Annotated in this window: 22 protein-coding genes; 5 read left to right on the plus strand and 17 right to left on the minus strand. The window is 65.8% G+C overall.

Features of this window, described 5'->3' with window-relative positions; translation table 11 throughout:
- Window positions 1-102: 102 nt before the first annotated feature.
- Window positions 103-627, minus strand: coding sequence for a DUF6912 family protein (locus CH276_RS08780; RefSeq protein WP_032397668.1), 525 nt, complete (start codon window positions 625-627; stop codon window positions 103-105).
- 11 nt (window positions 628-638) lie between these two features.
- Complete coding sequence (locus tag CH276_RS08785) at window positions 639-2,084, minus strand: WS/DGAT/MGAT family O-acyltransferase (protein ID WP_094632545.1); 1,446 nt, start codon at window positions 2,082-2,084, stop codon at window positions 639-641.
- 185 nt (window positions 2,085-2,269) lie between these two features.
- On the opposite strand from CH276_RS08785, the gene CH276_RS08790 reads away from it, so the two are divergent.
- Window positions 2,270-2,845 (plus strand): Rv3235 family protein, encoded by a 576-nt coding sequence (locus CH276_RS08790; RefSeq protein ID WP_094632511.1) that lies wholly within the window; start codon window positions 2,270-2,272, stop codon window positions 2,843-2,845.
- A 37-nt stretch (window positions 2,846-2,882) separates the two neighbouring features.
- Here CH276_RS08790 and secA read toward each other — a convergent pair whose 3' ends face one another.
- The 14 genes from secA to CH276_RS08860 form a co-directional block, all read right to left on the minus strand.
- The gene (gene secA, locus CH276_RS08795; protein WP_094632513.1) at window positions 2,883-5,789 is read right to left on the minus strand and encodes a preprotein translocase subunit SecA; all 2,907 of its coding nucleotides are present in this window, start codon (window positions 5,787-5,789) and stop codon (window positions 2,883-2,885) included.
- A 307-nt stretch (window positions 5,790-6,096) separates the two neighbouring features.
- The gene (gene hpf, locus CH276_RS08800; RefSeq protein WP_032397665.1) at window positions 6,097-6,765 is read right to left on the minus strand and encodes a ribosome hibernation-promoting factor, HPF/YfiA family; all 669 of its coding nucleotides are present in this window, start codon (window positions 6,763-6,765) and stop codon (window positions 6,097-6,099) included.
- Between the two features lie 201 nt (window positions 6,766-6,966).
- Window positions 6,967-7,650, minus strand: a complete 684-nt coding sequence (locus CH276_RS08805) for a ComF family protein (RefSeq protein ID WP_094632515.1) — start codon at window positions 7,648-7,650, stop codon at window positions 6,967-6,969.
- Between the two features lie 46 nt (window positions 7,651-7,696).
- Window positions 7,697-9,439 (minus strand): MtrAB system accessory lipoprotein LpqB, encoded by a 1,743-nt coding sequence (gene lpqB, locus CH276_RS08810; RefSeq protein ID WP_052050429.1) that lies wholly within the window; start codon window positions 9,437-9,439, stop codon window positions 7,697-7,699.
- A 35-nt stretch (window positions 9,440-9,474) separates the two neighbouring features.
- Window positions 9,475-11,160: an MtrAB system histidine kinase MtrB gene (gene mtrB / locus CH276_RS08815; RefSeq protein WP_032397663.1), complete on the minus strand. Its 1,686-nt coding sequence runs from the start codon at window positions 11,158-11,160 to the stop codon at window positions 9,475-9,477.
- A complete protein-coding gene (gene mtrA, locus CH276_RS08820) occupies window positions 11,157-11,834 on the minus strand; it encodes an MtrAB system response regulator MtrA (RefSeq protein WP_027496508.1) in 678 nt (225 codons plus the stop codon). The genes mtrB and mtrA overlap by 4 nt, the downstream gene beginning before the upstream one ends.
- Window positions 11,835-11,838: 4 nt before the next feature.
- Entirely contained in the window at window positions 11,839-12,504 is a 666-nt protein-coding gene (locus tag CH276_RS08825) for a dTMP kinase (RefSeq protein ID WP_094632517.1), read from the minus strand.
- 21 nt (window positions 12,505-12,525) lie between these two features.
- Entirely contained in the window at window positions 12,526-14,010 is a 1,485-nt protein-coding gene (gene ahcY / locus CH276_RS08830) for an adenosylhomocysteinase (RefSeq protein ID WP_032397661.1), read from the minus strand.
- A 121-nt stretch (window positions 14,011-14,131) separates the two neighbouring features.
- Window positions 14,132-15,235: an alkane 1-monooxygenase gene (locus tag CH276_RS08835; RefSeq protein WP_045199982.1), complete on the minus strand. Its 1,104-nt coding sequence runs from the start codon at window positions 15,233-15,235 to the stop codon at window positions 14,132-14,134.
- A 266-nt stretch (window positions 15,236-15,501) separates the two neighbouring features.
- The gene (locus tag CH276_RS08840) at window positions 15,502-17,019 is read right to left on the minus strand and encodes an amino acid permease (RefSeq protein ID WP_032398289.1); all 1,518 of its coding nucleotides are present in this window, start codon (window positions 17,017-17,019) and stop codon (window positions 15,502-15,504) included.
- A 150-nt stretch (window positions 17,020-17,169) separates the two neighbouring features.
- Entirely contained in the window at window positions 17,170-18,399 is a 1,230-nt protein-coding gene (manA, locus tag CH276_RS08845; RefSeq protein ID WP_082322644.1) for a mannose-6-phosphate isomerase, class I, read from the minus strand.
- A complete protein-coding gene (locus tag CH276_RS08850) occupies window positions 18,399-19,541 on the minus strand; it encodes a hypothetical protein (RefSeq protein WP_032397659.1) in 1,143 nt (380 codons plus the stop codon). Before CH276_RS08850 ends, manA begins: the two co-directional genes overlap by 1 nt.
- 71 nt (window positions 19,542-19,612) lie before the next feature.
- Complete coding sequence (locus tag CH276_RS08855) at window positions 19,613-20,995, minus strand: phosphomannomutase/phosphoglucomutase (protein ID WP_094632549.1); 1,383 nt, start codon at window positions 20,993-20,995, stop codon at window positions 19,613-19,615.
- Window positions 20,996-21,191: 196 nt separating this feature from the next.
- Entirely contained in the window at window positions 21,192-21,602 is a 411-nt protein-coding gene (locus CH276_RS08860; protein ID WP_176459173.1) for a DUF3499 domain-containing protein, read from the minus strand.
- 72 nt (window positions 21,603-21,674) lie between these two features.
- Here CH276_RS08860 and CH276_RS08865 point away from each other — a divergent pair, with 72 nt between their 5' ends.
- Window positions 21,675-22,154: a metallopeptidase family protein gene (locus tag CH276_RS08865; protein WP_032397658.1), complete on the plus strand. Its 480-nt coding sequence runs from the start codon at window positions 21,675-21,677 to the stop codon at window positions 22,152-22,154.
- Between the two features lie 30 nt (window positions 22,155-22,184).
- Here CH276_RS08865 and CH276_RS08870 read toward each other — a convergent pair whose 3' ends face one another.
- Entirely contained in the window at window positions 22,185-22,418 is a 234-nt protein-coding gene (locus tag CH276_RS08870) for a WhiB family transcriptional regulator (RefSeq protein WP_027496498.1), read from the minus strand.
- A 719-nt stretch (window positions 22,419-23,137) separates the two neighbouring features.
- Between CH276_RS08870 and cofD the strand changes: the two genes are divergently transcribed.
- The 3 genes from cofD (at window position 23,138) to CH276_RS08885 (ending at window position 26,049) form a co-directional block, all read left to right on the plus strand.
- The gene (gene cofD / locus CH276_RS08875) at window positions 23,138-24,112 is read left to right on the plus strand and encodes a 2-phospho-L-lactate transferase (protein WP_032397657.1); all 975 of its coding nucleotides are present in this window, start codon (window positions 23,138-23,140) and stop codon (window positions 24,110-24,112) included.
- Window positions 24,109-25,479: a coenzyme F420-0:L-glutamate ligase gene (locus CH276_RS08880; protein ID WP_094632519.1), complete on the plus strand. Its 1,371-nt coding sequence runs from the start codon at window positions 24,109-24,111 to the stop codon at window positions 25,477-25,479. The genes cofD and CH276_RS08880 overlap by 4 nt, the downstream gene beginning before the upstream one ends.
- 108 nt (window positions 25,480-25,587) lie before the next feature.
- Complete coding sequence (locus CH276_RS08885; protein ID WP_094632551.1) at window positions 25,588-26,049, plus strand: NUDIX hydrolase; 462 nt, start codon at window positions 25,588-25,590, stop codon at window positions 26,047-26,049.
- Window positions 26,050-26,062 lie beyond the last annotated feature (13 nt).

The raw sequence follows: 26,062 nt of genomic DNA on the forward strand, positions 1-26,062 counted from the left end.
GAGATACTGAACCGCTTGCGGTCATCGAGGTTACGCTACCGTAGGTTCGGGTCGGGGAACACCTGCGCCGATGTGAATCGTGCCCGCGCGAACACGGCCGAGTCACAGCAGTTCGAGCAGAAACGACAACTCTTGCGGGGCGTACCACGCGAGCGTGTGATCCTCGGCGTCGCCGAGCACGAACTCCGCGTCCACGTCACCCATGTCCGCGGCATCGACGGCAGCGACGGCCTTGGCCACCGCCGATTCGGCCCCTTCGAGATCGACGTGGACCGACGCGACCTGATCCATCCGCAACGGTTCCTTCAGCCGGACGACGGCATCGTCGAGATCGGGGCGCAGAGTGGGATCGTCCACATCGGCCGCGATCACCGCCCGCCGGTACACCACCCCTTCGGCGACCGTACCGGTATCGCTCTCGTCGTCGACGGCGGCGGCGATCAGTCGCAGAGAGGCCCGCGCGGCCTCCCCCATCGCCACCTCGGCAAGCTCCTCGTCGTCGCCGGACGAGTACGCCTCACGCAGCGTCGGTGTCACCGCGAAGGCCGTGCGCGAGACCGGGCTGAACTCGCCCTCCGCCGACAACACTTTCAAGAACTCCAACGTCGCCGGAACGTAGACACGCATTGCAGAAGACCTCACACTCTCGATTCGTTGCTGGCATCGACCAACTCTTCCAATGCCTCGTGCAGAAGCGCCGTGACGACGTCCACGTCGGGCATGGCACCTCGATCGGCGTTGAGCCCGAAGAACACGTAGCCGTCGTAGGACGTCAACCCGATGCTCATCGCCTGGTTCTCGAACAGCGGCGACACCGGATACATCTCGAGCATGCGCGCACCACCCACGTACAGCGGGAACTGGGGTCCTGGCGCGTTGGTGACGATCAGATTGAACACCCGCTGAGAGAGCCTGCTGCCCGCCCGCGCGCCCATCGCGTGCAGGCTCGCAGGCGCGAACCCGGAGATGCGCATCAGTGTCTGTGCGGTGACTCCGCGACTCTGCTTGGCATGCGCCTCGGTGGCGTGCGCAATGTGCGAGAGCCGCACCACGGCATTCGATTCACCGACGGGCAGGTCCACCAGAAACGACGAAACCTCGCTGCGATCGTCCTCGGCCGGCTCGACCGGCCGCTCGGCCGCATCTCCGAAACCGACCCGATCGGCCGAGACGTACACCGACATGGGCACCATGGCCCGCACCGTCGAGGAGGCCGTGACGGGCTCTCCCCGAGAGAGCAGCCAATTGCGCAGTGCCCCGGTGACGACAGCGAGCACCACGTCGTTGATCGAGCAGTCGAACCTGTTGTGGATTCTCCGGTAGTCGGCGAGCTCGGTCTTGGCCACCGCGAATCTGCGGTTTCGCGAGATCGGGGCGTTCAGCGGACTCGACGGCGCGCTCTGGGTCGCGGTGCGCAGAACTGCCGCGACCTTCGCGGCGGCACGCACTGCCTCGCCCGCGACACCGGCAGCCCCGCGGACCGCACCGCGCAGAGCCTCGACGCTCTCCCCAGGACGCACCACCAACTCGGTCAGAGCATCGATGACCAACGCCGAGTCCTTGGGCTCGCGCGCAGGCATCCAGAGTTCCTCGGCCATCGGCGGCGGATTCTTGCTCGCATCCAGAATGACCTGACCGATGTCGAGCGCGTGTTCGCCGTCGACCAAGGCCGAGTGTGACTTGGTGAAGATCGCGAAGCGATTCTTCGACAGGCCCTCGACCAGATACATCTCCCACAGCGGCCGAGTGCGATCGAGTGGGCGCGAGGTCAGTCGCGCGATCAGATCGTGCAACTGATCGTCGGAACCAGGCTTCGGGAGCGCCGACCGGCGAATGTGGTACGTGATGTCGAAATCCGCGTCGTCGACCCACACCGGCCTGGCCAGACCGAAGGCGACCTCACGCACCTTCTGCCGATACCGGGGAACCAAGGCCAATCGTTGTTCGACCAACGACAGCAGTCGGTCGTAGCTGAATCCGCTGCGCGGAGTCCGAAAGATGGCGAGCGACCCGAGGTGCATGGGGCTGCTACTGGCCTCGAGAAAGTAGAACGACGCATCCTGCGCTGTCAGCCTGGTCGCCATCGCGTGTTCCAGTCCCCGTCCTCGCGTGAAGTACGCGCCGATTCCTGTGGCCGAGCGCGCAGTGTGCTCGAACATAGAGTACGTGGCGGGCCGATGTCGGTCTCGGGGTCGGTCGTGGACCGTATCGCGGGCCGATCCGGGGTACCGACGGGAACCGAACGCGCTCTCGGACCGTCAATGACGGTGTGAGCGTCATCGAATCGAACGACCCGCCGGACATCTCCGACACGTCGGCCCCCGGCCCCCGGGTCCGCGCCGAACATCATTGCTTTCTCTCGCGTGCCGCTCCGTTCGAACCGCCGCTCTGCACCGGTGCCGTACACACGTGGGATCCGGCGTCGGCCACCGAACCGCCGCCTACTCGGCACCGAGTATCCGTGCGCAGCAACCGTTCTCGACCGCGCGTCGAGCCCTACGGCCGGCCACCGGTACCCGCCGATGCACGGTCGAGTGCCGACCGCGCCATGCGCATGATGATCGAGGTCATCGATCGACGACGCAGCGCAGACCAGCTGTCACCGTTGTTCACCGCCTCGATGGTCGACCTGGTGCGGACCATCGTGCGGAACCCGCCGCCCGGCAGACGACTCGGATTCGCTGCCGTGCGTCGAGTACACGTGGCGTATCGATCGGACGTCTCCGCGGAGATCTTCGGCTCCTACACCCGCGGTCCACGCACGTTCGCCTTCGCGGGCCGAATCGAGCTGGCGATCGACCCGCGCCGGCCCGGGTGGACGGTCACCTCGCTACGAGTGGGGTGACGGTCGCCTCGCCCGGAGGCGACGCGACCGTCGTGCACTATCTCTTGCGCTTGGAGCGAGCTGCCTTCTTGGGTGCCTTGCTCTGAGTCCTCGCTGCTTCGCGACGCTCGCGGCGGGTGCCTTCGGCGGCGGACTCGCTGCCGGACGGGGACGGACCGGAACGGCGAACCGCAGTGCCACCGCCCTCGGCCGGACCGGAGAAGGTCAGTCTCTGCTCGTCCTGGTCGTCGAGACCCTTTGCCCGCAGAGCCGAGGGCACTGCGGGAGCGGTCGGTGCCGGAGCAGTGGGTGCCGGAGCCGTCGGTGCGGGTGCCGTCGGTGCCGGTGCTGCGGCGGGTGCCGGTGCCGGTCGGCCGGAGCCCACCGGCGAGGACAGTCCTGGAGCGACCGCGAGACCTGCCGAGGCCGCGGGCCCCGCCGGAGCCGGTGTCGCCTCGACCTGAAGGTTGAACAAGAAGCCGACCGACTCCTCCTTCAGGCCGTCGAGCATGCCCTGGAACATGTCGTAGCCCTCGCGCTGGTATTCGACCAGCGGGTCACGCTGCGCCATCGCACGCAGGCCGATGCCTTCCTTGAGGTAGTCCATCTCGTAGAGGTGCTCGCGCCACTTGCGATCGAGTACCGACAGCAGCACTCGACGCTCGAGTTCACGCATTCCGTTCTCGCCGGCGATTCCGTCGATCTCGGCCTCGCGGGTGGCGTAGGCCGATCGCGCGTCCTCGAGCAGCGCCTCACGCAATTCGTCGCGGCTCAGGTCGTCCTTCTCGCCGTCCTCGTTCTCGCCGACGAGCACCTTGTGGTCGATTCCCACCGGATAGAGAGTCTTCAGTGCGGTCCAGAGCTGCTCGAGATCCCAGTCCTCGACGTAGCCCTCGGCTGTCGCACCGTCGACGTAGGCGGTGATCACGTCGGTGATCATGCCCTCGACCTGGCCCTCCATGTCGGCACCTTCGAGGATCCGGCGACGCTCCTCGTAGATGACGGTGCGCTGCTGGTTCATCACCTCGTCGTACTTGAGAACGTTCTTGCGGATCTCGAAGTTCTGCTGCTCGACCTGCGTCTGAGCGCTCTTGATGGCCTTGGACACCATCTTGGCTTCGATCGGGACGTCGTCGGGCAGGTTGAGCCGGGTCATGATCGATTCGAGTGCACCACCGTTGAATCGACGCATCAGTTCGTCGCCGAGCGAGAGGTAGAAACGCGATTCACCCGGATCACCCTGACGACCGGAGCGGCCTCGAAGCTGGTTGTCGATCCGGCGCGAATCGTGTCGCTCGGTACCGAGGACGTACAGCCCACCGGCCTCGCGCACAGTATCGGCATCGGCCTTGACCTGCGCCTTGACCTCTTCAAGCGCAGGCTCCCACGCGGCCTCGTACTCTTCCGGGGTCTCGACCGGATCCAGACCCTGCTTCCTCAGTTTCAGGTCGGCGAGAATGTCCGGATTGCCACCGAGCACGACGTCGGTGCCGCGGCCGGCCATGTTGGTCGCGACGGTCACCGCGCCCTGCCTGCCCGCCTCGGCGATGATCGTCGCTTCCTGCTCGTGGAACTTCGCGTTCAACACGTTGTGCGCCACGCCGCGCTTGGTGAACTGCTTCGACAGGTACTCCGAGCGCTCGACGCTCGTGGTGCCGATGAGGACCGGCTGGCCCTTCTCGTGCCGCTCGACGACGTCGTCGACGACGGCGTCGAACTTCGCTTCTTCCGTCTTGTAGATCAGGTCGCCGTTGTCCACGCGGACCATGGGACGGTTGGTCGGAATCGGAATGACGCCGAGACCGTAGATCTGGTGCAGTTCCGCGGCCTCGGTCTCGGCGGTACCCGTCATGCCCGAGAGCTTGTCGTAGAGACGGAAGTAGTTCTGCAGGGTGATGGTGGCCAGCGTCTGGTTCTCGGCCTTGATCTCCACCTTCTCCTTGGCTTCGATCGCCTGGTGCATGCCCTCGTTGTAGCGGCGTCCCACCAGGATGCGGCCGGTGAACTCGTCGACGATGATGACCTCACCGTCGCGGACGATGTAGTCCTTGTCCTTGGTGTAGAGCTCTTTGGCCTTGATCGCGTTGTTGAGGTAGTTCACCAGCGGGGAGTTGGCGGCCTCGTACAGGTTGTCGATGCCGAGCTGATCCTCGACCAGCTCGACGCCCGCCTCGTGCACACCGATGGTCCGCTTGCGGATGTCGACCTCGTAGTGGGTGTCGACCTTGAGCATCGGCGCGATACGGGCGAACTCTCCGTACCACTTGCTCGACGCGTCGGCGGGTCCGGAGATGATCAGCGGCGTGCGGGCCTCGTCGATGAGGATCGAGTCGACCTCGTCGACGACGGCGAAGTTGTGGCCGCGCTGCACGAGGTCGTCGAGCGAGTGCGTCATGTTGTCGCGCAGGTAGTCGAAACCGAACTCGTTGTTGGTGCCGTAGGTGATGTCCGCGGCGTATGCGGCACGGCGTTCCACCGGGGTCATGCCGGAGAGAATCACGTCGACCGAGAGACCGAGGAAACGGTGCACGCGGCCCATCCACTCCGAGTCGCGCTTGGCGAGGTAGTCGTTGACCGTCACCACGTGCACACCGTCGCCGGAGATGGCGTTGAGGTAAGCGGGCAGAACACAGGTCAGGGTCTTGCCCTCACCGGTCTTCATCTCGGCGATGTTGCCGAAGTGCAGGGCGGCTCCACCCATGACCTGAACGTCGAAGTGTCGCTGCGACAGCACCCGCCAGGACGCCTCGCGGGCCACGGCGAAGGCCTCGGGCAGGAGCTGATCCAGGGTCTCGCCGGCGGAGTACCTCTCCTTGAACTCCGCGGTCTTGCCGCGCAGTTCGTCGTCGGAGAGGCTCTCGACGTCCGGAGACAGGGTCGAGACGTGGTCGGCGATGCTCTTGAGCCGCTTGACCATGCGACCTTCACCGACACGGAGCAGCTTGGAAAACGACAGCGACGGCACGGGCTTTCTCGTCCTCGATCCTCGGTTCACGGGTACTGGTACGAACAACACTGCATACTGCACGAGCTCACGGGTTCGTCACCACGACTTCTGCGTGACGGGTAACCCGAACGCGTCCATGGTAGGCGGTGTCGCTGCGAACCCGGCAGCCCGACTGTCGGTCGTCGGAGATCGTCGATCGACCATTCGGACAACACCGACACAGCACTGCAGGCTCGACGTGGGGATCGAGTCCCCGGTGTCGAGCCTGCAGCGGTGAAAAGATTTCACGGACGGCGAACGAGTCGCGCCGCCTCGAGCGGTCCGGTCAGGTGAGTCTGATCAAGCCGTAATCGAAGGCGTGCCGTCGGTACACGACCGAGGGACGATCGGTCGCGCTGTCGTGGAACAGGAAGAAATCGTGACCGACGAGTTCCATCTCGTACAGTGCGTCGTCGACGCTCATCGGTGCAGCCGAGTGGATCTTGGTTCGCACGATGTGCCCGGGACCGCTCTGGTCGTCCTCGAACGAGTCGAGTTTGATCTCGGGATCGAGAGCCAGCGTGTCGTCCTCGGCGAGTTCGGCAGTGGCCTCGGCGACGGACACGGGTCTCTTCTCGCCGTAGTGGACCTTGCGACGGTCCTTGGTGCGCCGGAGTCTGCTCTCGAGTTTCGACGTCACCGCTTCGAGTGCGGCATAGAAACTGTCGGCACACGCTTCGGCTCGAACGACCGGGCCCTTGCCCTTCGCGGTGATCTCCACGCGTTGACATGCCTTGGCCTGGCGGCGATTTCGTTCGTGCTGCAGTTCGACGTCGAACAGGTAGATGGAGGGATCGAAGCGCTCGAGGCGAGCCAATTTCTCGGAGACGTATATCCGGAAATGATCCGGTATCTCGACGTTGCGGCCCTTGACCACAACGTCCGCATTGCTCTTGGCGGGTTCTTCCGAGGGCTTCTCGTCGAAGAAAACCGAGGCTTGTGAAGGGGTCGTCACGCGTACCTCCCGATATCGGCCACGCCCACTGTTGGACGTGGCAAGTGTGCATGCCGAATGGGGAACCTTCCGGCATCTCGAGTCCGGGGCATCACCTCACATCCGGTCCAGTTGGGGCGTGTCCGCGACGTTAGTCGGTCATCGACTCGTGTGCCACCGTTCACCCCGAATTGGTTGTCGGCGTGTCCCTCCACCTCACCGTCACGCACTGGCCACCACCAGCGCGCCGGCCACCGGGACCCCGAAATCGGTTAGTACTCTTGCAGATTCGGCCAAGGTCGCGCCGGTGGTGACGACGTCGTCGATGAGCAGAACGGTGAAGTCCGCCGACTCCGTCCCACGTGGGCCGGTTCGCGGGCGAGTCACCCCGACGGCCTCGATCCGGCCCGCCACGTTGTGCTGCCGTTGCCCGGCCGACAGTCCGACCGAGTCGCGGACCGCGCCGCTCATGCGGAGCACCTCGGGAACGAGCACTCGCTCCGGTGCCAACTGTTCGGCAGCGATCCGAGCGCATCGCAGAACGGGATCACCCCCGCGAGCGCGCGCCGCCCGAGCCCGAGAGGGCGCGCAGATCAGAATCAGCGAACCGAGCTCGGGAGGATCGATCTCACCTGCGTCACGCAGATGTCCCACGGCCCCGGCGAGCGCTCGCCCGAAGGGCCGGGCCACCGACCGTCGACCTCGCTCCTTCAAGGCGATCACACCACTGCGACGCGGCCCGGTGTACGTACCGAGGGACCAGCACGGCACGCCGGGATCGACTCGTGGACGAACGGCGATGGGCGGGACGAACAGGGCCAGGGAACACACCGGGCACCAGTGCTCCCCCGGCACACCGCACCCGGCACACTCGAGAGGCAGAATCAGATCGAGGAGCGATCGCATGGACGGGGAGTCTGCCCGGGCCCACCGACAGACATCTGCGGCCCCGTCAGCCGGGCAGAATCGGCACCGCTTCGACTCCGGTCAATCCGGTGACCTCGCGCCAGTACCGGTCGCCGACCGGATCGGTGTTGTTGAGCGCGAACACGGCCCGCGCGTCGGCCACGTACTCCGTTTCCGGCGAGGCGTCCACTGCCAACACCGGAGTGGTCAGGTTGCGTGAGGGCAGCGGATCCATCCGGGATCCGTCGACGGTGACCTCGACCACCGGTGTATCGGTCGCGACCCGTGCGATCACGATCGTGTCGCCCGTACTCCAGTCCAGACTCGTGGCGTCACTACCGAGTCCGATGGCCACGGCTCTCGGCTCGGTCAGGGAGTACACGCCCGAGGGCTCGCGCACCACCGTCGCCACGTACACGACGCCGTCGACGATGAGCGCCGCTCGCACCCCGTCGCGGGCCAGTCGCAGTTCGGTGATCCGATTGCCGAGTGTCGTGACGGCGGTGGCCTCGACCGGGATCACCGACACCTGACCGGTGGATGGATCGCGGGCGGCCCGGATGACGTTGGTGCCGTCGATCACCGCCCACGCCGCGTTGTCGTCGGCTCCCCAGGTGGGACGCGTGATCGATTGCCCCTCGGCCACGGGGAACGCGCCACCGTCGTAGCTACCGACCATGAGCGTGCTCGACGGCGCAGGGGCGGGCCGTCCGGTGTCCGCGACACCTGCCACGAGGGTGCCGTCGTTCGACAGCGCCACCGAACGCAGGTTGCGGGCCTGCCCGAAGTACCCGGGAGCGGGGGTGGTCTCCGCCTCGTCGACGCGGAGCAATGTGCCGGAGGCGAGTGCGTGCAGCCCGATGCTGTCGTCGGTACCGCCCAGCGGATCGAACGCGTCGACGCCCGCGGTCGTCCACCCGTCGGGCTTGGTCGTGTCGATGGGTTGACCGTCGGCGAGCAACACGTACGGCCCTGCCACCTCCGCCGAGGCGAGAGTCCAGATCACTTGAGCGGCAAGCAGTTCTCGATCGCGGTCCCCCTTGTTCTGCAGGCCGCCGAAGTCGATCTTGATGCCGCCGAGTCCCACCCCCACCTGCGAGGTCTGGCCGTCCGCCTTGGTGATGGGCCCGCGAATACTCACATCGTCGGACAGTTCGTTGCTCACCGCGGCCGCCAGCGCCGACTTGGGGCCGTCGATGAGCAGCTGCACGAGCTGGTTGGCGAGCTGGTCCTGCGATCCGCTGGTCCACCGCACGTCGGGCACGAGTACGCCACCGAGCGGATCGACGAAGTAGAGCGATCGCTGCTGATAGGTGTTCAGAAATGCGGATCGATCGATGACGACGCCCGGCGGCAGTTTCGAGATCCGCCACTGACCGTCCACTCGGGCCATCTCGATCGCGGCGTCGACCGTGTCCGAGCCGGCCTGGTACTCGCCGCCGGAGGCCAGCATTCCCGCCGTCGTCGAGCGGATGGTGAACTGCGCGGTGTCCGCAGTTCGTGGACCGGACAGGGTGTCGATCCGGTCCGCTACGACCGTCCGTGCGCCGTCGTCCCACGTTCCCGACGCCTCCTCGGTGAGAAACTGCCGGGCGGCCTGATGCCTGTTGGCCGAGACCGCGCTGGCCTCGAAGAAGTCGTCGAGCAGGCGATCGGGCTCGCGTCCCGGCTCGGGGGCCGGGGCGCTGGTCGGCACGGCACCGGCGGTCAAGGTGCCGATGGCCTGAGGGCTGGACGACTCAGGCAGGCTGGCGCAGCCGCCGACGAGGGCGACGACGAGCGCGCACATCGCCAGCACCCGGGTGCTGCGACGACACGAGAAGATCACGTCGCGGGCTCCGACGCGGATGTCTTGGGTGCGGTGATCGCGGGAATCGGTTGTCCTTGTGCGAATTTCCTGGTGCTGGGTTTGAGGGGCAGTGGGGATCCGATCACCTTGTGCCCGCGCACGAGCGGCAGGGTGAGTCGGAAACATGCGCCTTCGCCCACTGCTCCCCACGCTTCGAGCTTACCGTCGTGCAGGCGGGCGTCCTCGACGCTGATGGCCAGCCCCAGGCCGGTGCCGCCGGAACGTCGAACGCGGGAGGGATCCGAGCGCCAGAACCGGTTGAACACCAGCTTCTCTTCGCCCGGTCGCAGCCCGACTCCCTGATCGCGCACCACGAATGCTGCCGCGTCGGCGTCCGAGCGCAGCCGCAGCAGGACCGGCTTGCCCTCGCCGTGGTCGAGTGCGTTCGCCAGCAGATTGCGCAGGATTCGTTCCACCCGTCGGGGGTCGACCTCGGCGATCACTGCGGTCTCGGGCATGTCGACGATCACTTCGGTGCCGGTCTCGCGGGCCAGATGCCGCACGGTCGACACCGCCGCTCGGGCGCACATGCGCAGGTCGAGCTGTTCGGCGGCCAGTTCGGCCACGCCCGCGTCGTGGCGGCTGATCTCGAGCAGGTCACCGAGCAGGGTCTCGAACCGATCGAGCTCGTTGACCAGCAACTCCGAGGATCTCTTGAGTGCAGGCTCGAGGTCGTCGCTGGCGTCGTGAATGAGGTCTGCGGCCATCCGAACCGTGGTCAGCGGGGTGCGTAGTTCGTGGCTGACGTCGGAGGTGAATCGGCGCTGGAGATTACCGAATTCCTCGAGCTGGGTGATCTGTTTGGACAGGCTCTCGGCCATCTCGTTGAACGACATCGCAAGTCTGGCCATGTCGTCCTCGCCGCGGACCGGCATGCGTTCCTTGAGCCTGCCGTCGGCGAATCGCACCGCGATCCTCGACGCCGAACGAATGGGCAGAACCACCTGCCGCGCGACGAGCATCGCGATCGCGGCGAGCAGAACCAGGAGCACCACCGCGCCGATGAACAGCGTGCCGCGAACGAGCGAGAGCGTGCGATCCTCGCTGGCCAGCGGAAAGATGAGGTAGAGCTGCAGGGCCGAGATGTCGGATCCGGTGGGCGATCCCATGATCAGCGCCGATCCGGAATACCCGCCGTCGCTGTCGGTCACCGTGGCGTACTGCGAACTGATCAGGCCCTTCTTGACGAAGTCGCGCAGACTGTTCGGGATCTGATCGACCGGACCGACGGACGCCTCAGCTCGGGTGGCATCGCCCTCCACGATCAGGACCGGATCGAACGATCCCGCCGACCCGGTGGTCGACGCCGCGTCCAGATCCTGGTTGGTCAGTGCCGCCCTGGCCCGTTCGAGGCGTGTCGCGAGCCCGCTCGAATCGTCGGCTCCGGCGAGGTTGCCCTCGACGGTGGTCCGCGAACGGTCGAGCTCCTCGGTCGCGGCGGACAACTTGGCCTCGAGCAGTCGATCGGTGATCTGGCTGGTCAACACCACACCGAGGATGAGAATGACCACCAGGGACAGCGTGAGCGTCGACACGACGACGCGCAGCTGCAGAGACCGTCGCCAGGCATGGCCGAGCGACGTACTCAGCGAACGAAACCAACGCAGTACCGGTGAGAACTTGCCGTTGATCCGCCGCCGAGAATGGGAGAAACGGATCACGGCGGTCCGGCCTTGTAGCCGACCCCCCTCACGGTCAACACCACCTCGGGGTTCTCCGGGTCCTTCTCCACCTTGGCGCGCAAACGCTGCACGTGCACGTTGACCAGTCGGGTGTCGGCCGCGTGGCGGTAACCCCAGACCTGTTCGAGCAACACCTCTCGAGTGAACACCTGGCGAGGTTTGCGGGCAAGCGCCACGAGCAGGTCGAACTCGAGGGGCGTCAGGGAGACGAGTTCGTCGCCGCGACTGACCTTGTGGGCCGGCACGTCGATGACGATGTCTGCGATGGACAGCAGTTCGGCGGGTTCGTCCTCGGTCCGACGCAGGCGCGCACGCACCCGAGCGACCAGTTCTTTCGGCTTGAAGGGCTTCATGATGTAGTCGTCCGCACCGGACTCGAGACCCAGGACGACGTCGACGGTGTCGGTCTTGGCCGTCAGCATGACGATCGGCACGCCCGAATCGGCACGAAGGACGCGGCAGACGTCGATGCCGTTCATTCCGGGAAGCATCAGGTCGAGCAACACCAGGTCCGGCCGATTCTCGCGTACGGCAGCCAGAGCTTGGGTGCCGTCGCCGACCACGAAGGGCTCGAATCCCTCACCGCGCAACACGATGGTGAGCATCTCCGCCAGAGCCGAATCGTCGTCCACAACCAGAATCCGAGGCTTCATGGTCCTATGGTGTCACTTTCCGAACCCCTGATGGCTGATTGAACATGTCGGCGGCGAGTCGATCGGGGTCGACGTCGGCGGTGACGACCCGCCACGGCGACACCCAGTGCGATGCAGCGAGGGTGCTGTACGCAGCCGAGGTTCGGCTCTGCAGTGAGCTGTCGCGCTCGTAGGAATCCCGGGTGCGAGCGGCGTCCGCACTCTCCCGGGCCGCAGCACGCTCGGCGGCCAGCGCCACCGGGACGTCGAGGAGAATCTGGACATCGGGAACGGGCACCGCGAATCGGTCGAACTCGAGCGACCTGATCCATTCGACGGCCTCGCCGTCGGCGGACTGCTCGAGCCGAGCGGCGGTGTAGGCGGCGTTGGATGCCACGTACCGATCGAGAAGAACGATGTCTTTGTCCGAGAGCAACTTTCGGATCTCGTCGACCGCGTCCCGGCGATCGAGAGCGAACAACAGGGCCATCGCGTGCACACTGCCTGCGGTGTCGCCGTGTTCGCCGTGCAACGCCTCCGCAGCCAGATCGGCGTGGATCGATCGGTGGTACCGGGGAAACCCGATGCGCTCGACCGACAGGCCGTCACGTTCCCACGCCGAAACGAGCCGACGGGCGAGCGTGTTCTTGCCCGCTCCGTCGACTCCTTCGATGACGAACAGTTTTCCCACTACCGGACCTGGCCCCGTCGGTCAGTAGCGGTAGTGCTCGGGCTTGTACGGGCCCTCGACGTCGACGCCGATGTACTCGGCCTGCTCCTTGGTGAGCTTGGTGATCGAACCACCGAGCGCTTCGACGTGGATGCGGGCGACCTTCTCGTCGAGGTGCTTGGGCAGGCGGTAGACCTCGTTGTCGTACTCGTCCGGCTTGGTCCACAGTTCGATCTGAGCGATGACCTGGTTGGAGAAGCTGTTGCTCATGACGAACGACGGGTGTCCCGTGGCGTTGCCGAGATTGAGCAAGCGGCCCTCGGACAGGACGATGATCGAGTGCCCATCCTTGAACTGGTACTCGTCGACCTGCGGCTTGATGTTGATCCGCGTGACATCGGGAGCCTTCTCCAGCCCGGCCATGTCGATCTCGTTGTCGAAGTGACCGATGTTGCCCAGGATCGCCTGGTGCTTCATCTTGCGCATGTGCTCGAACGTGATGATCGACAGGTTGCCCGTCGAGGTGATCACGATGTCGGCCTGCTCGATGAACTCCTCGACCGTGCGCACGTCGAAGCCGTCCATGAGCGCCTGCAGCGCATTGATCGGATCGGCCTCGGTGACGGTGACCCGCGCACCCTGGCCCTTGAGCGCCTCGGCGCAGCCCTTGCCCACGTCGCCGTAGCCGCAGACCAGCACGGCCTTGCCGCCGATCAGGACGTCGGTGCCGCGGTTGATGCCGTCGATCAGCGAGTGCCGAGTGCCGTACTTGTTGTCGAACTTGCTCTTGGTGACGGAGTCGTTGACGTTGATGGCCGGGAACGTGAGCTCTCCGGCGGCCGCGAACTGGTAGAGCCGTAGCACTCCGGTCGTGGTCTCTTCGGTGACACCCTGAACGGACTCGGCGACCTCGGTCCACTTGGACTTCGATGCCTCGAGCGAGCGACGAAGCAGGCCGAGAAACACCTTGTACTCGTCCGAATCGTGATCGTCGTCGGTCGGCGGTACGACGCCTGCCTTCTCGAACTGCGCGCCGCGCAGTACCAGCATCGTGGCGTCGCCACCGTCGTCGAGAATCATGTTGGCGGGCTGCTCGGGCCAGGTGAGCATCTGCTCGGCCGCCCACCAGTACTCTTCGAGGCTTTCACCCTTCCAGGCGAACACCGGGACGCCCTTGGGCTCCTCGACGGTGCCGTAGGGCCCGACGACGACGGCCGCTGCCGCGTGGTCCTGGGTGGAGAAGATGTTGCACGACGCCCACCGAACTTCGGCACCGAGTGCAACCAGGGTCTCGATCAGCACGGCTGTCTGCACGGTCATGTGCAGCGATCCCGAGACTCGCGCTCCCTTGAGCGGCTGCACGTCTGCGTATTCGCGGCGCAGCGCGATCAAGCCGGGCATCTCGTGCTCGGCGAGTCGGATTTCCTTGCGGCCGAATTCCGCGAGCGACAGGTCTGCGACCTTGAAGTCGATTCCACCGCGGCGATCCACGGTGAGTGCCGATCCTGACGTAACTGAGGTCGTCATCTTGCCTCTCCTGTTGACTGAGTATCTGTTCCCAGGCTATCGGGTCCGCGCGGCGGCACCACCGGCTGCCCGAGCGAGCAGGAGTGGAACCGGCGAATCGACCGACCGTCGAGAACCCGCTCTACCCGTTTCGTCCGGCTCGCGCCAGGATTCGAGCCCGTTTTCGGGGCAGGATGTTCGCGCGGGCGATATCTCCCTGGTAGTGCGCCGATACCCGCGGATCCATCACCCGACGCCACAGCGGCGGAATTGCGGCGAGGATCACCATCGACGCGTAGCCGGCGGGCAACTGCGGGGCCTCGTCGCAGGAGAGCAGGGTCTGATATCGCTTGCCCGGATTGGCATGGTGGTCGCTGTGTCGCTGCAGGTGGTACAGAAATATGTTGGTGCAGATTCTGTCGCTGTTCCAGCTGTGGCGGGGCGAGCACCGAACGTATTTCCCGCGATCGTTCGTTTCGCGGAGCAGGGCGTAGTGCTCCACGTAGTTCACCATCTCGAGCAGGACGAATCCGACGACGGCCTGCACCAGAAGATACGGCGCGATGGACCAGCCGAACACGATCAGCAACGAACCGAACAGCACGACACTGAGCAGCCACGTGTGCAGCAGCGCGTTGGAAGGGCTGGCGACCGAGCGGCCCTTGCGCCGGAGTCGTTGCGCCTCGAGTTTCCAGGCGGAGGCAAGGCCGCGGATCGTGCTGCGCGGCACGAAGGTCCACACACTCTCGCCCAGTCGTGCGCTCGCAGGATCCTCCGGCGTCGCCACCCGGACGTGGTGACCGCGATTGTGTTCGACGAAGAAGTGTCCGTACAGCGTCTGGGACAGGGCGACCTTGGCCAACCAGCGCTCGTGCTGCTCGATGCGATGGCCCAGCTCGTGAGCGGCGTTGATGCCCGTGCCTGCCACCAGGCCCACCGTGACCGCGAGGCCGATCTTGTCCACCACGCTCAGATCGCCGTAGGCCCACATCCAGCAGGCGACGAAGAGTCCGACGAACTGCACGGGCAGAAACAGATACGTACACCATCGGTAGTACCGATCGTTCTGCAATTTTTCGCTGGCCGACGCATCCGGATTGTGTCCGTCCTCGCCCGCGATCAGATCGATCACCGGAATGATCACGAAGAACACCAGCACGCCGCTCCACCAGAAGAGCGGCATGCCCGTCCAGTAGACCAACTGCGACGGCAGTAGCGCCGACGCCGGGGCCAACAGCCCCAGCATCCACAGATAACGTTTGTTGTCCTGCCAGCGAACCGACCGTTCACTGGCCTTCGAATCCCGCCCCCCGAAAGCGACACCCGAATCCTCCGTAGAAGTGATTCGGCCGTCCACACTCACTGTTGCAACACCCTCTCATCGAACTTTTTGAGTCCTCCAAGTCTGTTTTCGAGGGTATAACATTCCCGCGGTCTGATGTGACGCTATCTAAATTCGCCGCACAATCGCTGGTCAGCGGTCATGAACGCCCAGCGCTGTCACTGCACGGGTCAGCGCTCGGGCTTCTCGGTCCTGGACTTGCCTGCTTCTCGCAGCCCCATCACCGAGTGACGCCTGCCGTACAGGACGTAGATCACGACGCCTGCGGCCATCCAGACCAGGAACCGCAACCACGTCTCCACCGACAGGTTGAGCATCAGCCACAAGCAGGCCAGGACGGCGAGAATCGGCACCAAGGGAACCCACGGCACCCGGAAGCCACGCTCGAGGTCGGGTCGAGTCCGGCGCAGAACCAGCACACCCGCGGACACCAGCACGAACGCGAACAGCGTGCCGATGTTCACCATCTCCTCCAGCGTTCCCAGCGGAACGAAGGCAGCGAGGAGACCGACGATGACACCCACCAGAATCGTCGTCCGAACCGGCGTGCCCTTGCTTCCGGTGTGTGCCAGTCCCCGCGGCACCAGTCCGTCGCGCGACATCGCGAAGAGCACTCGGGTCTGCCCCAACATCAACACCATCACCACGGTCGTCAGACCGGCGAGGGCACCGAACGAGATGATGTTCTTGGCCCAGGTCAACCCGTTCAGCTCGAACGCCGTCGCCAGCGTGGAGCTGTCGCCGGCCAGATCGGTGTACTTGACCATTCCGGTCAGCACCAACGTGACGGCCACGTAGAGCACGGTCACGATCGCGAGCGATCCGAGAATCCCGCGCGGCAGTGCCTTCTGGGGTTCCCTGGTCTCCTCCGCGGTCGTGGCGACCACGTCGAAACCGATGAACGCGAAGAACACCAGTGACGCCGCAGCCAACAGTCCGTACCAACCGAAGGTGCTGCCGCCGGCACCGGTGACGAACGAGAACAGCGACTGGTGTAGCCCCTCACCGGTCGACGCAGGCTCCGACGGCGGAATGTAGGGATCGTAGTTGGCGACCTTGATGTAGAACGCGCCGACGACCACGACGAAGAGAACGACGATGACCTTCACCGCGGTGATCACCAGCGACACCCGTGAGGACAACTTGGTACCCGACGCGATCAGCACCGTCAGGACCACCACGATCAGCAGTGCGCCCCAGTCGAAATTCAGAGAACCGATCTCGAGCACCGGAGCGGACGTACCGAGCAGATCGCCCAGATAGAGCGACCATGCCTTCGCCACCACGGCGGCTGCGAGGCCGAACTCGAGGATCAGATCCCATCCGATGATCCATGCGATGAACTCGCCGAACGCCGCGTACGAGAACGTGTACGCACTTCCCGCCACGGGCACCGTCGACGCGAACTCCGCGTAGCACAGCGCCGCGAGGCCACAGGCGATCGCCGCGAGCACGAAGGCCAACGACACAGCCGGTCCCGCAACGTTTCCTGCGGTCCGCGCGGTCAGGGTGAAGATGCCGGCACCGACGGCGACGGCGACGCCGAACACGGTCAGATCCCAGGATCCGAGTTCTTTCCGAAGTTTCGTGTCCGGCTCGTCGGTGTCCTCGATCGACTGCTCGATCGATTTGGTCCGGAACCAACCCGTCGTACGTGGGGTCTTCGCGGGCCGGTCTGCTCTGGTCATCGGGTCTCCGTATCGCCACTTCACATCTACCGACGGATCACCGAACTCATCCGTCACTACGATTCACTGTGGCATCAGACTATTGCCTACGGGCACGCCATCGGACCGATCTCACGGTTCGAATCGGCAGACGCTCCGTGAACGCGCGATCTACAGGCGGCCAACGGAGGCCACGAACACCTCGGCCTCGCCCGAATCGGCGGTCACGGTGACGGATTCGTCTGCAGCGGGTATCCATGCCGAGCTGCCCTGGGGCACGGTCAGCTCGAACTGTCGGTCTGCGGTAGCGGCGACGACGGTGCCACTCGTGCACAACAGAATTCTCGGGCCGGAGCCGGGAACGGCGACCGTCTCCCCCGCCGCAACCGCAGTCCGACTCAGCGCGAATTCCGGTGCAGGCGTCGGATACAGATAGGTCGGTCGATCGTCGACACCCGGAGTGATGGGCGAGATGTCGGCAGGCTCGAAATCGAGCACCCGCAACAGTTCCGGGACGTCGACGTGTTTGGGGGTCAGTCCGCCGCGGAGCACGTTGTCGGAGTTCGCCATGATCTCGACCCCGGTGCCGCGCAGGTACGCGTGCAGATTTCCGGCGTCGAGGTACAGACCCTGGCCGGGAGTCAGGTTCACCCGATTGAGCAGCAGCGCCGCGAGCACTCCGGCGTCACCGGGATACGACTCCCCGAGCTCGAGCAGAGTTCTGGCCTCGGCGGCGAATCGTCCACCGTCCGTGCGTGCGGGACCGGAGAGATAGTCGATGCATCCTTGGGCGACGGCAGGCAACATGTCGTCGAGTGCCTGCCCGGGCAGCGTGATCCACGAGGTGAACACGGTGCGCAGCCCCGAGGCATCGGGCTGGGCGGCCAGCAGAGTTCGGTACCCGCTCAGGGCGGGGACGGCCAACGCGTCGAGCAGTTCGACGGTCTCGGTCGGACGCCGGAAGCCTGCCAACGCCTCGAATTCCGTGAGCGCGACGATCAGTTCGGGCTTGTGGTTCGGATCCCGGTAGTTGCGTACCGGAGAGTCGATCGGGACACCCGCGGCGTTCTCGCGTGCAAAGCCTTCACGTGCCTGAGCACTGCTGGGATGCGCCTGCAGAGACAAGGGCTCTTCCGCGGCAAGCAGTTTCAGCAGGTACGGCAGGCGTGACTCGTACTGCTGCGCGGAGCCACCGAGATGAGTACCCGGATCGTCGTCGATCAGCGTGAGCAGCGGGGTGCTGCCGCCCTCGTGCACCACATGCGCGGAGTCGGCCGGATGAGCGCCGAGCCAGATTTCTGCCTCGGGATGATCGGACGGCACCGGGCGTCCCTGAATTCGAGCCAGAGCGGTTCGCGAACCCCATGCGTAGGACCGAACCGCGCCTCGCAAGAGCTGCACTAGCTACCGCCCATCAACAGCAGATACGCGGCAGTGGTGTCCAACCGCGTGGCCAACACGGACATCGTGTCGAGCACCGAGAGTCTATCCGGATCCCGCACCGGTGGGGGGCCGTCGAATTCGGAACGTGCGTGCTCGCCACCGAACAGCGCCTCGCTGGAATCGGCGAGCAACATTTCCGACTCCGGTACACCTGCGATTCGTCGTTCGGTCATCGCACGATCGACGTCCGAGGCCACCACGACGACGCGCATCGGCAGCGCAGGCGGTGGTCCGTCGAGCTGCTCGTCGTGAAAGAACGAGTCGAATGTCTGTGATGTGCCGGATGATTCGACGACGGACGCCCGAATGGATGCGGCAATGACGTCACCCAATTCCCCCGCACCGACGACGACACCCGCCACGCGCAGCAGCACCTCGCTGCCGTGCCGAGCGACCTCGACCGCGGCAGGACTGCCCCCGGTCAGCACGACGCGTCGACCGTTCAACCCACTGGCGAGGGCCTTGGCCGGATTGTGGAACATCTCGTTGGACGGGCTGTTCCTGACCGCCTCCGCGTCGAGCAGGTCCGCAAGACGAGACAAATTGGGCAGCAACGTCTTCCACGATCCGCCGGCAACCGCACCGAGTACCGCGACGAACGCCGCGAGGTAACGCATCAGTGCGTTGTGGTCACGAACCGCGATTCGCGGCGGCAACCACATGACCCTGGCTCCCCGGACGGCACGCAGCGGCCCCTCCTCGGGGGCAACCACCACGACCTCTGCGCCACGCCGGGATGCCGCGTCGACCGACTCTGCCAGCCGCGGATCCCCTGCGTCGTCGCCTGCCACCACCACCACGTCGAGTGGGCCGATCCACGGCGGGGTACCGGTGCTTCGCACGAGGGGGACGCCGAGGCGGTCACCGAGCGCAGCGACCAGCAGTGACGCTGCCCGACTGCTCCGCCCGTCGCCGGTCACGATCACCACGCTCCGGGGACGCAGATCGGCCAGCCGGGCGAGGACCGACTCGTCGACCGCGGTCGCGACGGCACGAACCTGAGCGCCCGCCAGCGCTGCGCTGCGCAAGGAGCCCTCGCGATCGGCTGCGATGAGAGCATCCGAATCGTCGAGATCGACCAGAGACGACACTGCCGTCATGGCTGCGACACCTCCCCTTACCTCACCCGCTCGAAACGTCTGCATACCCACTCACGGGCCCTCGGTAACCACTATTCCAGTCCGGCGCGAACGATGCTCAAGATCTCCGTCGAAAGTGCGTCGACTTCTTCGCGGGTCCGCGCTTCCACATTGAGTCGAAGCAGGGGTTCGGTGTTGGATGCCCGCAGGTTGAACCAGCCGCCGTCGGCCAACTCGACCGTCACGCCGTCGAGGCGGTCGATTCCGGCGGTCCGATCGGCGAACGCCGCGAGCACGGCCTCGGTCCGTTCGGCTGCGTCACCGACCGTCGAGTTGATCTCTCCCGACGCGCTGTAGGTCTCGTAGGTGGCCATCATCTCCGACAAGGGGCGATCCTGTGCACCGAAAGCCGCGAGAACGTGCAGCGCAGCGAGCATGCCCGAGTCCGCTCCCCAGAAATCACGGAAGTAGTAGTGCGCCGAGTGCTCGCCACCGAAAACGGCTCCGGTGTCGGCCATCTGCTGCTTGATGAAAGAGTGGCCGACGCGGGTGCGGACCGGCGTGCCACCGAGCTTCTCGACCAGCTCAGGTACCGCACGGGAGGTGATCAGATTGTGGATGACGACCGCGCCCGGCTCCTTGGCCAGCTCGCGCTCGGCCACCAGGCAGGTCACCGCCGACGGTGACACCGGGTCGCCCTTCTCGTCGACGACGAAGCACCGATCGGCGTCGCCGTCGAAGGCAAGGCCGATCTCGGAGCCGGTCTCGACGACGAATCGCTGCAGGTCCACCAGGTTCGCCGGGTCGAGTGGATTGGCCTCATGATTGGGAAAGCTGCCGTCGAGTTCGAAGAACAACGGTTCGATCGTCACCGGCAGCGGCGCGAACACGGCGGGCACGGTGTGCCCGCCCATGCCGTTGCCTGCATCCACCGCGATCTTCATGGCGCGAATCCCCGACAGATCGACCAGTTCGCGCAGGAACTGCGCGTACTCGGTCAGCACGTCACGAGACGTCACGGTCCCGGCGGGGCCGTCGAACTCCGGTACCCCGTCCACCAATTCGGCCTTCACCGTGGCCAGACCGGTGTCCTGGCCCACGGGCTTCGCACCGGCGCGGCAGAGCTTGATCCCGTTGTACTTCGCCGGGTTGTGGCTGGCGGTGAACATCGCTCCCGGGCATTCGAGCAGGCCCGAGGCGAAGTAGAGCTGATCGGTCGACGCCAGGCCGATGTGCACGACGTCGAGCCCCTGAGCGGTGACGCCGTCGGCGAACGCACGAGAGAGTGCGGGCGACGAATCACGCATGTCGTGCCCGATGACCACCGAACGCGCGGCCCCCGCCTCGTCACGAACCAATCGAGCGAACGACGCACCGACGTCGCGCACGAACGCCTCGTCGATCTGCTCACCCACGACGCCTCGGACGTCGTAGGCCTTGATGACGGCGTTCACGGATTCTGCGGTTCGGGCCACGAAGATTCTCCTGGTGATCGTTGTCGACGACGCCGCACATCGGCGTCGGAAATCGAGCGTCGGTAGCAGTGCGATCCACACCAAGTATCGGCTGAACCTTGCGGTCCGTTTCTGTCCTGCTCCCCGAACCTTGCCAGACGGCAGACGGACCGGCCAGTCGGACCGACGGACGCCACACTCGGTGTCCTCGGACGGCTCAGGACGTGGGGTCGGGAAGAACTCGAAGGTGACCGCGCCTGCCCGTTCGGACGGCCGGAGCGGATCGGCGTTCGGTCTCGGACGGCCGAGAGATCGAGCGATCGGAGCTCTCGCGATCCTCGGATCGGACGCGATCGCCGCGACCCGCTTCGCGTACGGCTTCGGCGAGGGCCGTCAGATCGTCCTCGTCGGGACTCGACGTCGAGTAGCCGCCTTCGTAGCGCACCAGTTCCCAGCCCTTGGGAGCGGTGGTGGTCGACGCGTGCACCTCGCACAGATCCCAGGAATGCGGTTCGTCGACTGTGGCCAGCGGTCCGACGACCGCGGTGGAATCGGAGTAGACGTATGTGAGCGTCGCAACGGCAGAACGGTTGCAACCAGGCCTGCAGCAGCCACGCAGTGATCTCACGAGTGCAGAGTATCCGGTGGGTGCAACCGACCGAACGACCGACACACCGGACGAGCGCGATAACCTCCCCGTATGCCTCGTTTCTCATCCGCGCGCCGGATCACTTCTCGGTCCGTGGCCCGACACGGACGCGGCATCCGCGGACCGGTTCTACCCGAGGACATCCCGGCGCGGCGCTCACGGGCGGAGAAGTTCGACCGGCTGGTGCTCGAGGCGTTCGCACGGATCGATCATCGGTGGCACGAGAAGCTCTCGAAGCTCGACATCGCCGTGGACGAGGTACCCAAGATCAGGGCGTTGGATCCGGAATCGGTGACGTGGCCACCCGAGGTGGTGGCGGAGGGTCCGGTACCGCTCTCACGCCTGGTACCCGCCGGCATCGACAAGCGCGGGGAGACGACACGCGCCAGAGTGGTGCTGTTTCGGCGGCCGTTGGAACGACGCGCCAAGCATCCGGAGGATTTGGAGGATCTGTTGTTCGAGGTTCTGGTCGAGCAGGTGGCCACGTATCTCGGCATCGACCCGGACGAAGTCGACCCGGCCGGGGAGTGATCGACCCGTCGGGAGACCGACCCGAACTGCTCAGCCGATTCCGCGCTTGAGCCTGCGACGCTCCCGCTCGGACAGCCCGCCCCAGATGCCGAATCGCTCGTCGTTGGCGAGCGCGTACTCGAGGCACTCGTCCTTGACCTCGCAGCCGAGGCAGATGCGCTTCGCCTCGCGGGTGGATCCGCCCTTCTCCGGGAAGAAGGCCTCGGGGTCGGTCTGCGCACACAGGGCGCGTTCCTGCCACTGGTCCTCGATTTCCTCGAACATCTCGTCGAAACCCGCGACGAGACTGAGGAACGGCTTGGCCGGTGGAACCGACTCGGCGACGAACGGCATCGAGTCGACGTCGGAATCCGAATCGAGTTCAGCGTCGGCGTCGGCGTCGATGACATCGACGTCGTCGGTCTCGTCCGTCGGGACGACGTACGCAGAACCCGCATCGATCGAGACGCTGGAATCTGCGCCGATGCCGGACTCGGTTTGCGGCGCGTCGTCGACAGCGCTGAGATGTGCAGTGGGTCCGCCCCGCTGATCACGTGTCACGTGCTGGTCATACATCGCTTCCGCCTCCTCACCTGTGGTAGCGCAGATACTTTCGGTCCTCGTGTTCTCGAATACCTTGCCCCGCGCGGTCATTCGATCGAGCTGGTCCAACGTGCCGGATCCGACTCTCGACCTCTACTCGACGTCCAGTCAGGGACGAACAGGAAGGGAACGAGTGTTCGAAACCAGGTTCGCCGCAATCGAACTCGTGCTGCGAACACTGAATGACATACCTGTGATTAGACACGTCCAGGTGTGTCGCGGTCAAGCCGATCGCGCAAATCCAATACCATCACATGCCCGAAATCGGCGCTCTCCCCGAATCGAAGCCCGTCCCGTGCGTGTCGCATCGGTTCTGGCACGCGCAAACCGTCCACACGGACGTTGCGGCACGGGGTGGGCGCTCACCCCGTGCCAGCGCAACCCCATTAGGCTCGCGTGTTGTGAAAGTTACTGTTCTGGTCGGCGGTGTCGGTGGCGCTCGGTTTCTGCAGGGCCTGAAAACGTTGTTCGGCGACGAGCCCGAGCACGAGATCACCGCCGTGGTCAACGTCGGCGACGACGTGTGGATGCACGGACTGCGCATCTGCCCGGATCTCGACACCTGCATGTACACCCTCGGCGGCGGAATCGACACCGATCGAGGCTGGGGTCGGATCGCGGAGACCTGGAACGCTCGGGACGAGTTGGCAGCCTACGGTGCCGATCCCGACTGGTTCGGACTCGGCGACCGCGACATCGCCACGCACCTGATCCGCAGTCGTATGTTGCGCACCGGCTTTCCGCTGTCCGCCGTCACCGAAGCTCTGTGCAACCGTTGGCAACCGGGAGTCCGGCTGCTGCCCGTCACCGACGATCGCTCCGAGACCCATGTCGTCGTCACCGATCCCGACGACCCGAGCGGCGAGCAGCAGCGCGCAATTCACTTCCAGGAGTGGTGGGTTCGGTATCGCGCACAGATCCCGACCCACAGCTTCGCCAACATCGGAGCCGAACAGGCAACTCCAGCACCGGGAGTCGTCGAGGCGATCACCGAGGCCGATGCCGTCGTCCTCGCGCCGTCCAACCCGGTGGTCAGTGTCGGTGCGATCCTCGCAGTGCCGGGTATCCGCGGTGCGCTTCGCACGACGGATGCCAAAGTCGTCGGCCTGTCCCCCGTCGTCGACGGTAAGCCGTTGCGCGGCATGGCCGACGAGTGCCTGTCCGTCATCGGAGTCGAGACCACGGCGCAGGCGGTGGGCCGTCATTACGGAAGCCGGAGCGGTACCGGCATTCTCGACGCATGGCTGGTGCACACCACCGATACGGCGGTCGTCGACGGAGTGGACGTGCAGTCGGTTCCGTTGCTGATGACCGACCCCGAGACCACTGCAGTGATGGCACGCACTGCACTGCGCGCAGCCGGACTCGACCTGTGACCGACTCCCACCCCACACACACCGCACCGAGTGATCACGCCCCCGGCGGGGCCATCGAAATTCTTCCGGTGACCGGGCTCCCCGAGTTCCGGCCGGGCGACGATCTCGCCGCGACCGTCGCGGACCGTGCGCCGTGGTTGCGTGACGGCGACATCCTCATCGTCACCAGCAAGATTCTCTCCAAGGTCGAGGGCCGTCTCGTACAGGCACCCCGCGATGCAGACGAGCGAGATGCCGCCCGCAGAGTCCTGGTGGAACAGGAAGCCGTACGCATCGTCGCCCGCAAGGGCCGCACCCTCATCACCGAGAATCGACTCGGCATCGTGCAGGCCGCGTCGGGAATCGACGGCTCCAACGTCGACGGCGGCGAGCTGGCGCTGCTGCCCGAGAACCCCGACGCCAGTGCCGCAGCACTCCGCACTGCCCTCGGGGCGCTCCTGGGGGTGACGGTCGCCGTGGTCGTCACCGACACCATGGGGCGGGCGTGGCGGATCGGCCAGACCGACGCCGCCATCGGAGCGGCGGGCCTCGGCGTCGTACATGCATACGCCGGAGCCGAGGACGGCCAAGGGAACGAGCTCGTCGTCACCGAGGTCGCGATCGCCGACGAGCTCGCTGCCGCAGGCGATCTGGTGAAAGGCAAGCTGGGCGGGGTTCCGATCGCCGTGGTGCGCGGACTGACTCCGGTCGACGACGGTTCCACCGCCGCAGCCCTCCTGCGCGGTGGTGAGGACGATCTGTTCTGGCTCGGCACGGCCGAGGCACTCGATCGTGGTCGACGCGAAGCCCTCCTGCTCCGACGGTCGGTGCGCTCGTTCACCGACGAACCCGTCGATCCCGACTCCGTTCGTGCTGCCGTGTCCGATGCCCTCACCGCCCCTGCTCCGCACCACACCCGTCCGGTCCGCTTCGTCTGGGTCAGGACACCCGCGCTGCGCCGTCGGCTGCTCGAGGCGATGCGAGAGCAATGGCGAGCCGACCTGACCGCAGACGGCCTGAGCGAGGAGCGAACAGCAGCACGACTGAGCCGCGGCGACATTCTGTTCGACGCTCCGGAGATCGTGATCCCGTTCTGTGTGCCCGACGGCGCACACTCCTACCCCGACGAGCGGCGACGGGCGGCGGAGGACACGATGTTCACCGTCGCCGTCGGCGCGGCCGTACAGGGTCTGCTCGTCGCTCTCGCGGTTCGTGACCTGGGCAGCTGTTGGATCGGCTCGACGATCTTCGCGGCCGACACCGTGCGCGCCGAACTCGGCCTGCGAGCGGATTGGAAAGCCATGGGGGCCATCGCGATCGGGCACTCCGCCGAGCCGCTGACCGTGCGGGAGCCAGTGGTGCCCGGCTCCTCGCTGCTGGAGGTCTGAAGCGTGTCGGCGGCGACGCCGCGTCGTTCGACACTGTGGAACTCGGTCGGCACGGCCCTGCACGGCTGGGCACCCTCCGACTCGGGAGACGAATCGCTCCGGCACACCATGCTGGCGTTTCTCGACAGCAATCCCGACGCCTGCCTGCGCGCCAACCAGGCCGGACACTTCACCGCGTCCTCGCTGGTGCTCGACGCATCGGGAGCCCATGTGCTGCTGACGCTTCATCCCAAGGTGGGTCGGTGGATTCAACTCGGTGGCCACTGCGAACCGACCGACGAGACCGTGGTCGACGCCGCGCTACGGGAGGCCACCGAGGAATCCGGGATCGCCGATCTGACCATCGATCCGATACTGCTCTCGGCGCACACCCACCCGATCACGTGCTCGCTCGGCGCACCGACGCGGCACCTCGACCTCAGATTCCTGGTCCGGGCCCCGGACGGCGCGCGAGCGGTCCGCAGCGAGGAATCGACGGATCTGCGCTGGTGGCCGGTCGATGCATTGCCCGACGACGCCGAGCGAGAGACGATCGACCACCTCGTCGCACTCGCTGCCCGCCGCCGCTGACGGCGAGCACGCC

Origin of the sequence: Rhodococcus sp. 06-470-2 (assembly GCF_002258235.1) — a bacterium.
GTDB lineage: Bacteria > Actinomycetota > Actinomycetes > Mycobacteriales > Mycobacteriaceae > Rhodococcoides.

Excerpts from the sequence above, each read along its gene's own strand:
- CH276_RS08780 (WP_032397668.1), bottom strand. The coding sequence starts at position 627 with ATGCGTGTCTACGTTCCGGCGACGTTGGAGTTCTTGAAAGTGTTGTCG.
- CH276_RS08785 (WP_094632545.1), bottom strand. The coding sequence starts at position 2,084 with ATGGCGACCAGGCTGACAGCGCAGGATGCGTCGTTCTACTTTCTCGAG.
- CH276_RS08805 (WP_094632515.1), bottom strand. The coding sequence starts at position 7,650 with ATGCGATCGCTCCTCGATCTGATTCTGCCTCTCGAGTGTGCCGGGTGC.
- lpqB (WP_052050429.1), bottom strand. The coding sequence starts at position 9,439 with ATGTGCGCGCTCGTCGTCGCCCTCGTCGGCGGCTGCGCCAGCCTGCCT.
- mtrA (WP_027496508.1), bottom strand. The coding sequence starts at position 11,834 with ATGAAGCCTCGGATTCTGGTTGTGGACGACGATTCGGCTCTGGCGGAG.
- ahcY (WP_032397661.1), bottom strand. The coding sequence starts at position 14,010 with ATGACGACCTCAGTTACGTCAGGATCGGCACTCACCGTGGATCGCCGC.
- CH276_RS08835 (WP_045199982.1), bottom strand. The coding sequence starts at position 15,235 with ATGCTGGGGCTGTTGGCCCCGGCGTCGGCGCTACTGCCGTCGCAGTTG.
- CH276_RS08840 (WP_032398289.1), bottom strand. The coding sequence starts at position 17,019 with ATGACCAGAGCAGACCGGCCCGCGAAGACCCCACGTACGACGGGTTGG.
- CH276_RS08850 (WP_032397659.1), bottom strand. The coding sequence starts at position 19,541 with ATGACGGCAGTGTCGTCTCTGGTCGATCTCGACGATTCGGATGCTCTC.
- CH276_RS08865 (WP_032397658.1), top strand. The coding sequence starts at position 21,675 with ATGCCTCGTTTCTCATCCGCGCGCCGGATCACTTCTCGGTCCGTGGCC.
- CH276_RS08870 (WP_027496498.1), bottom strand. The coding sequence starts at position 22,418 with ATGTTCGAGGAAATCGAGGACCAGTGGCAGGAACGCGCCCTGTGTGCG.
- CH276_RS08885 (WP_094632551.1), top strand. The coding sequence starts at position 25,588 with ATGCTGGCGTTTCTCGACAGCAATCCCGACGCCTGCCTGCGCGCCAAC.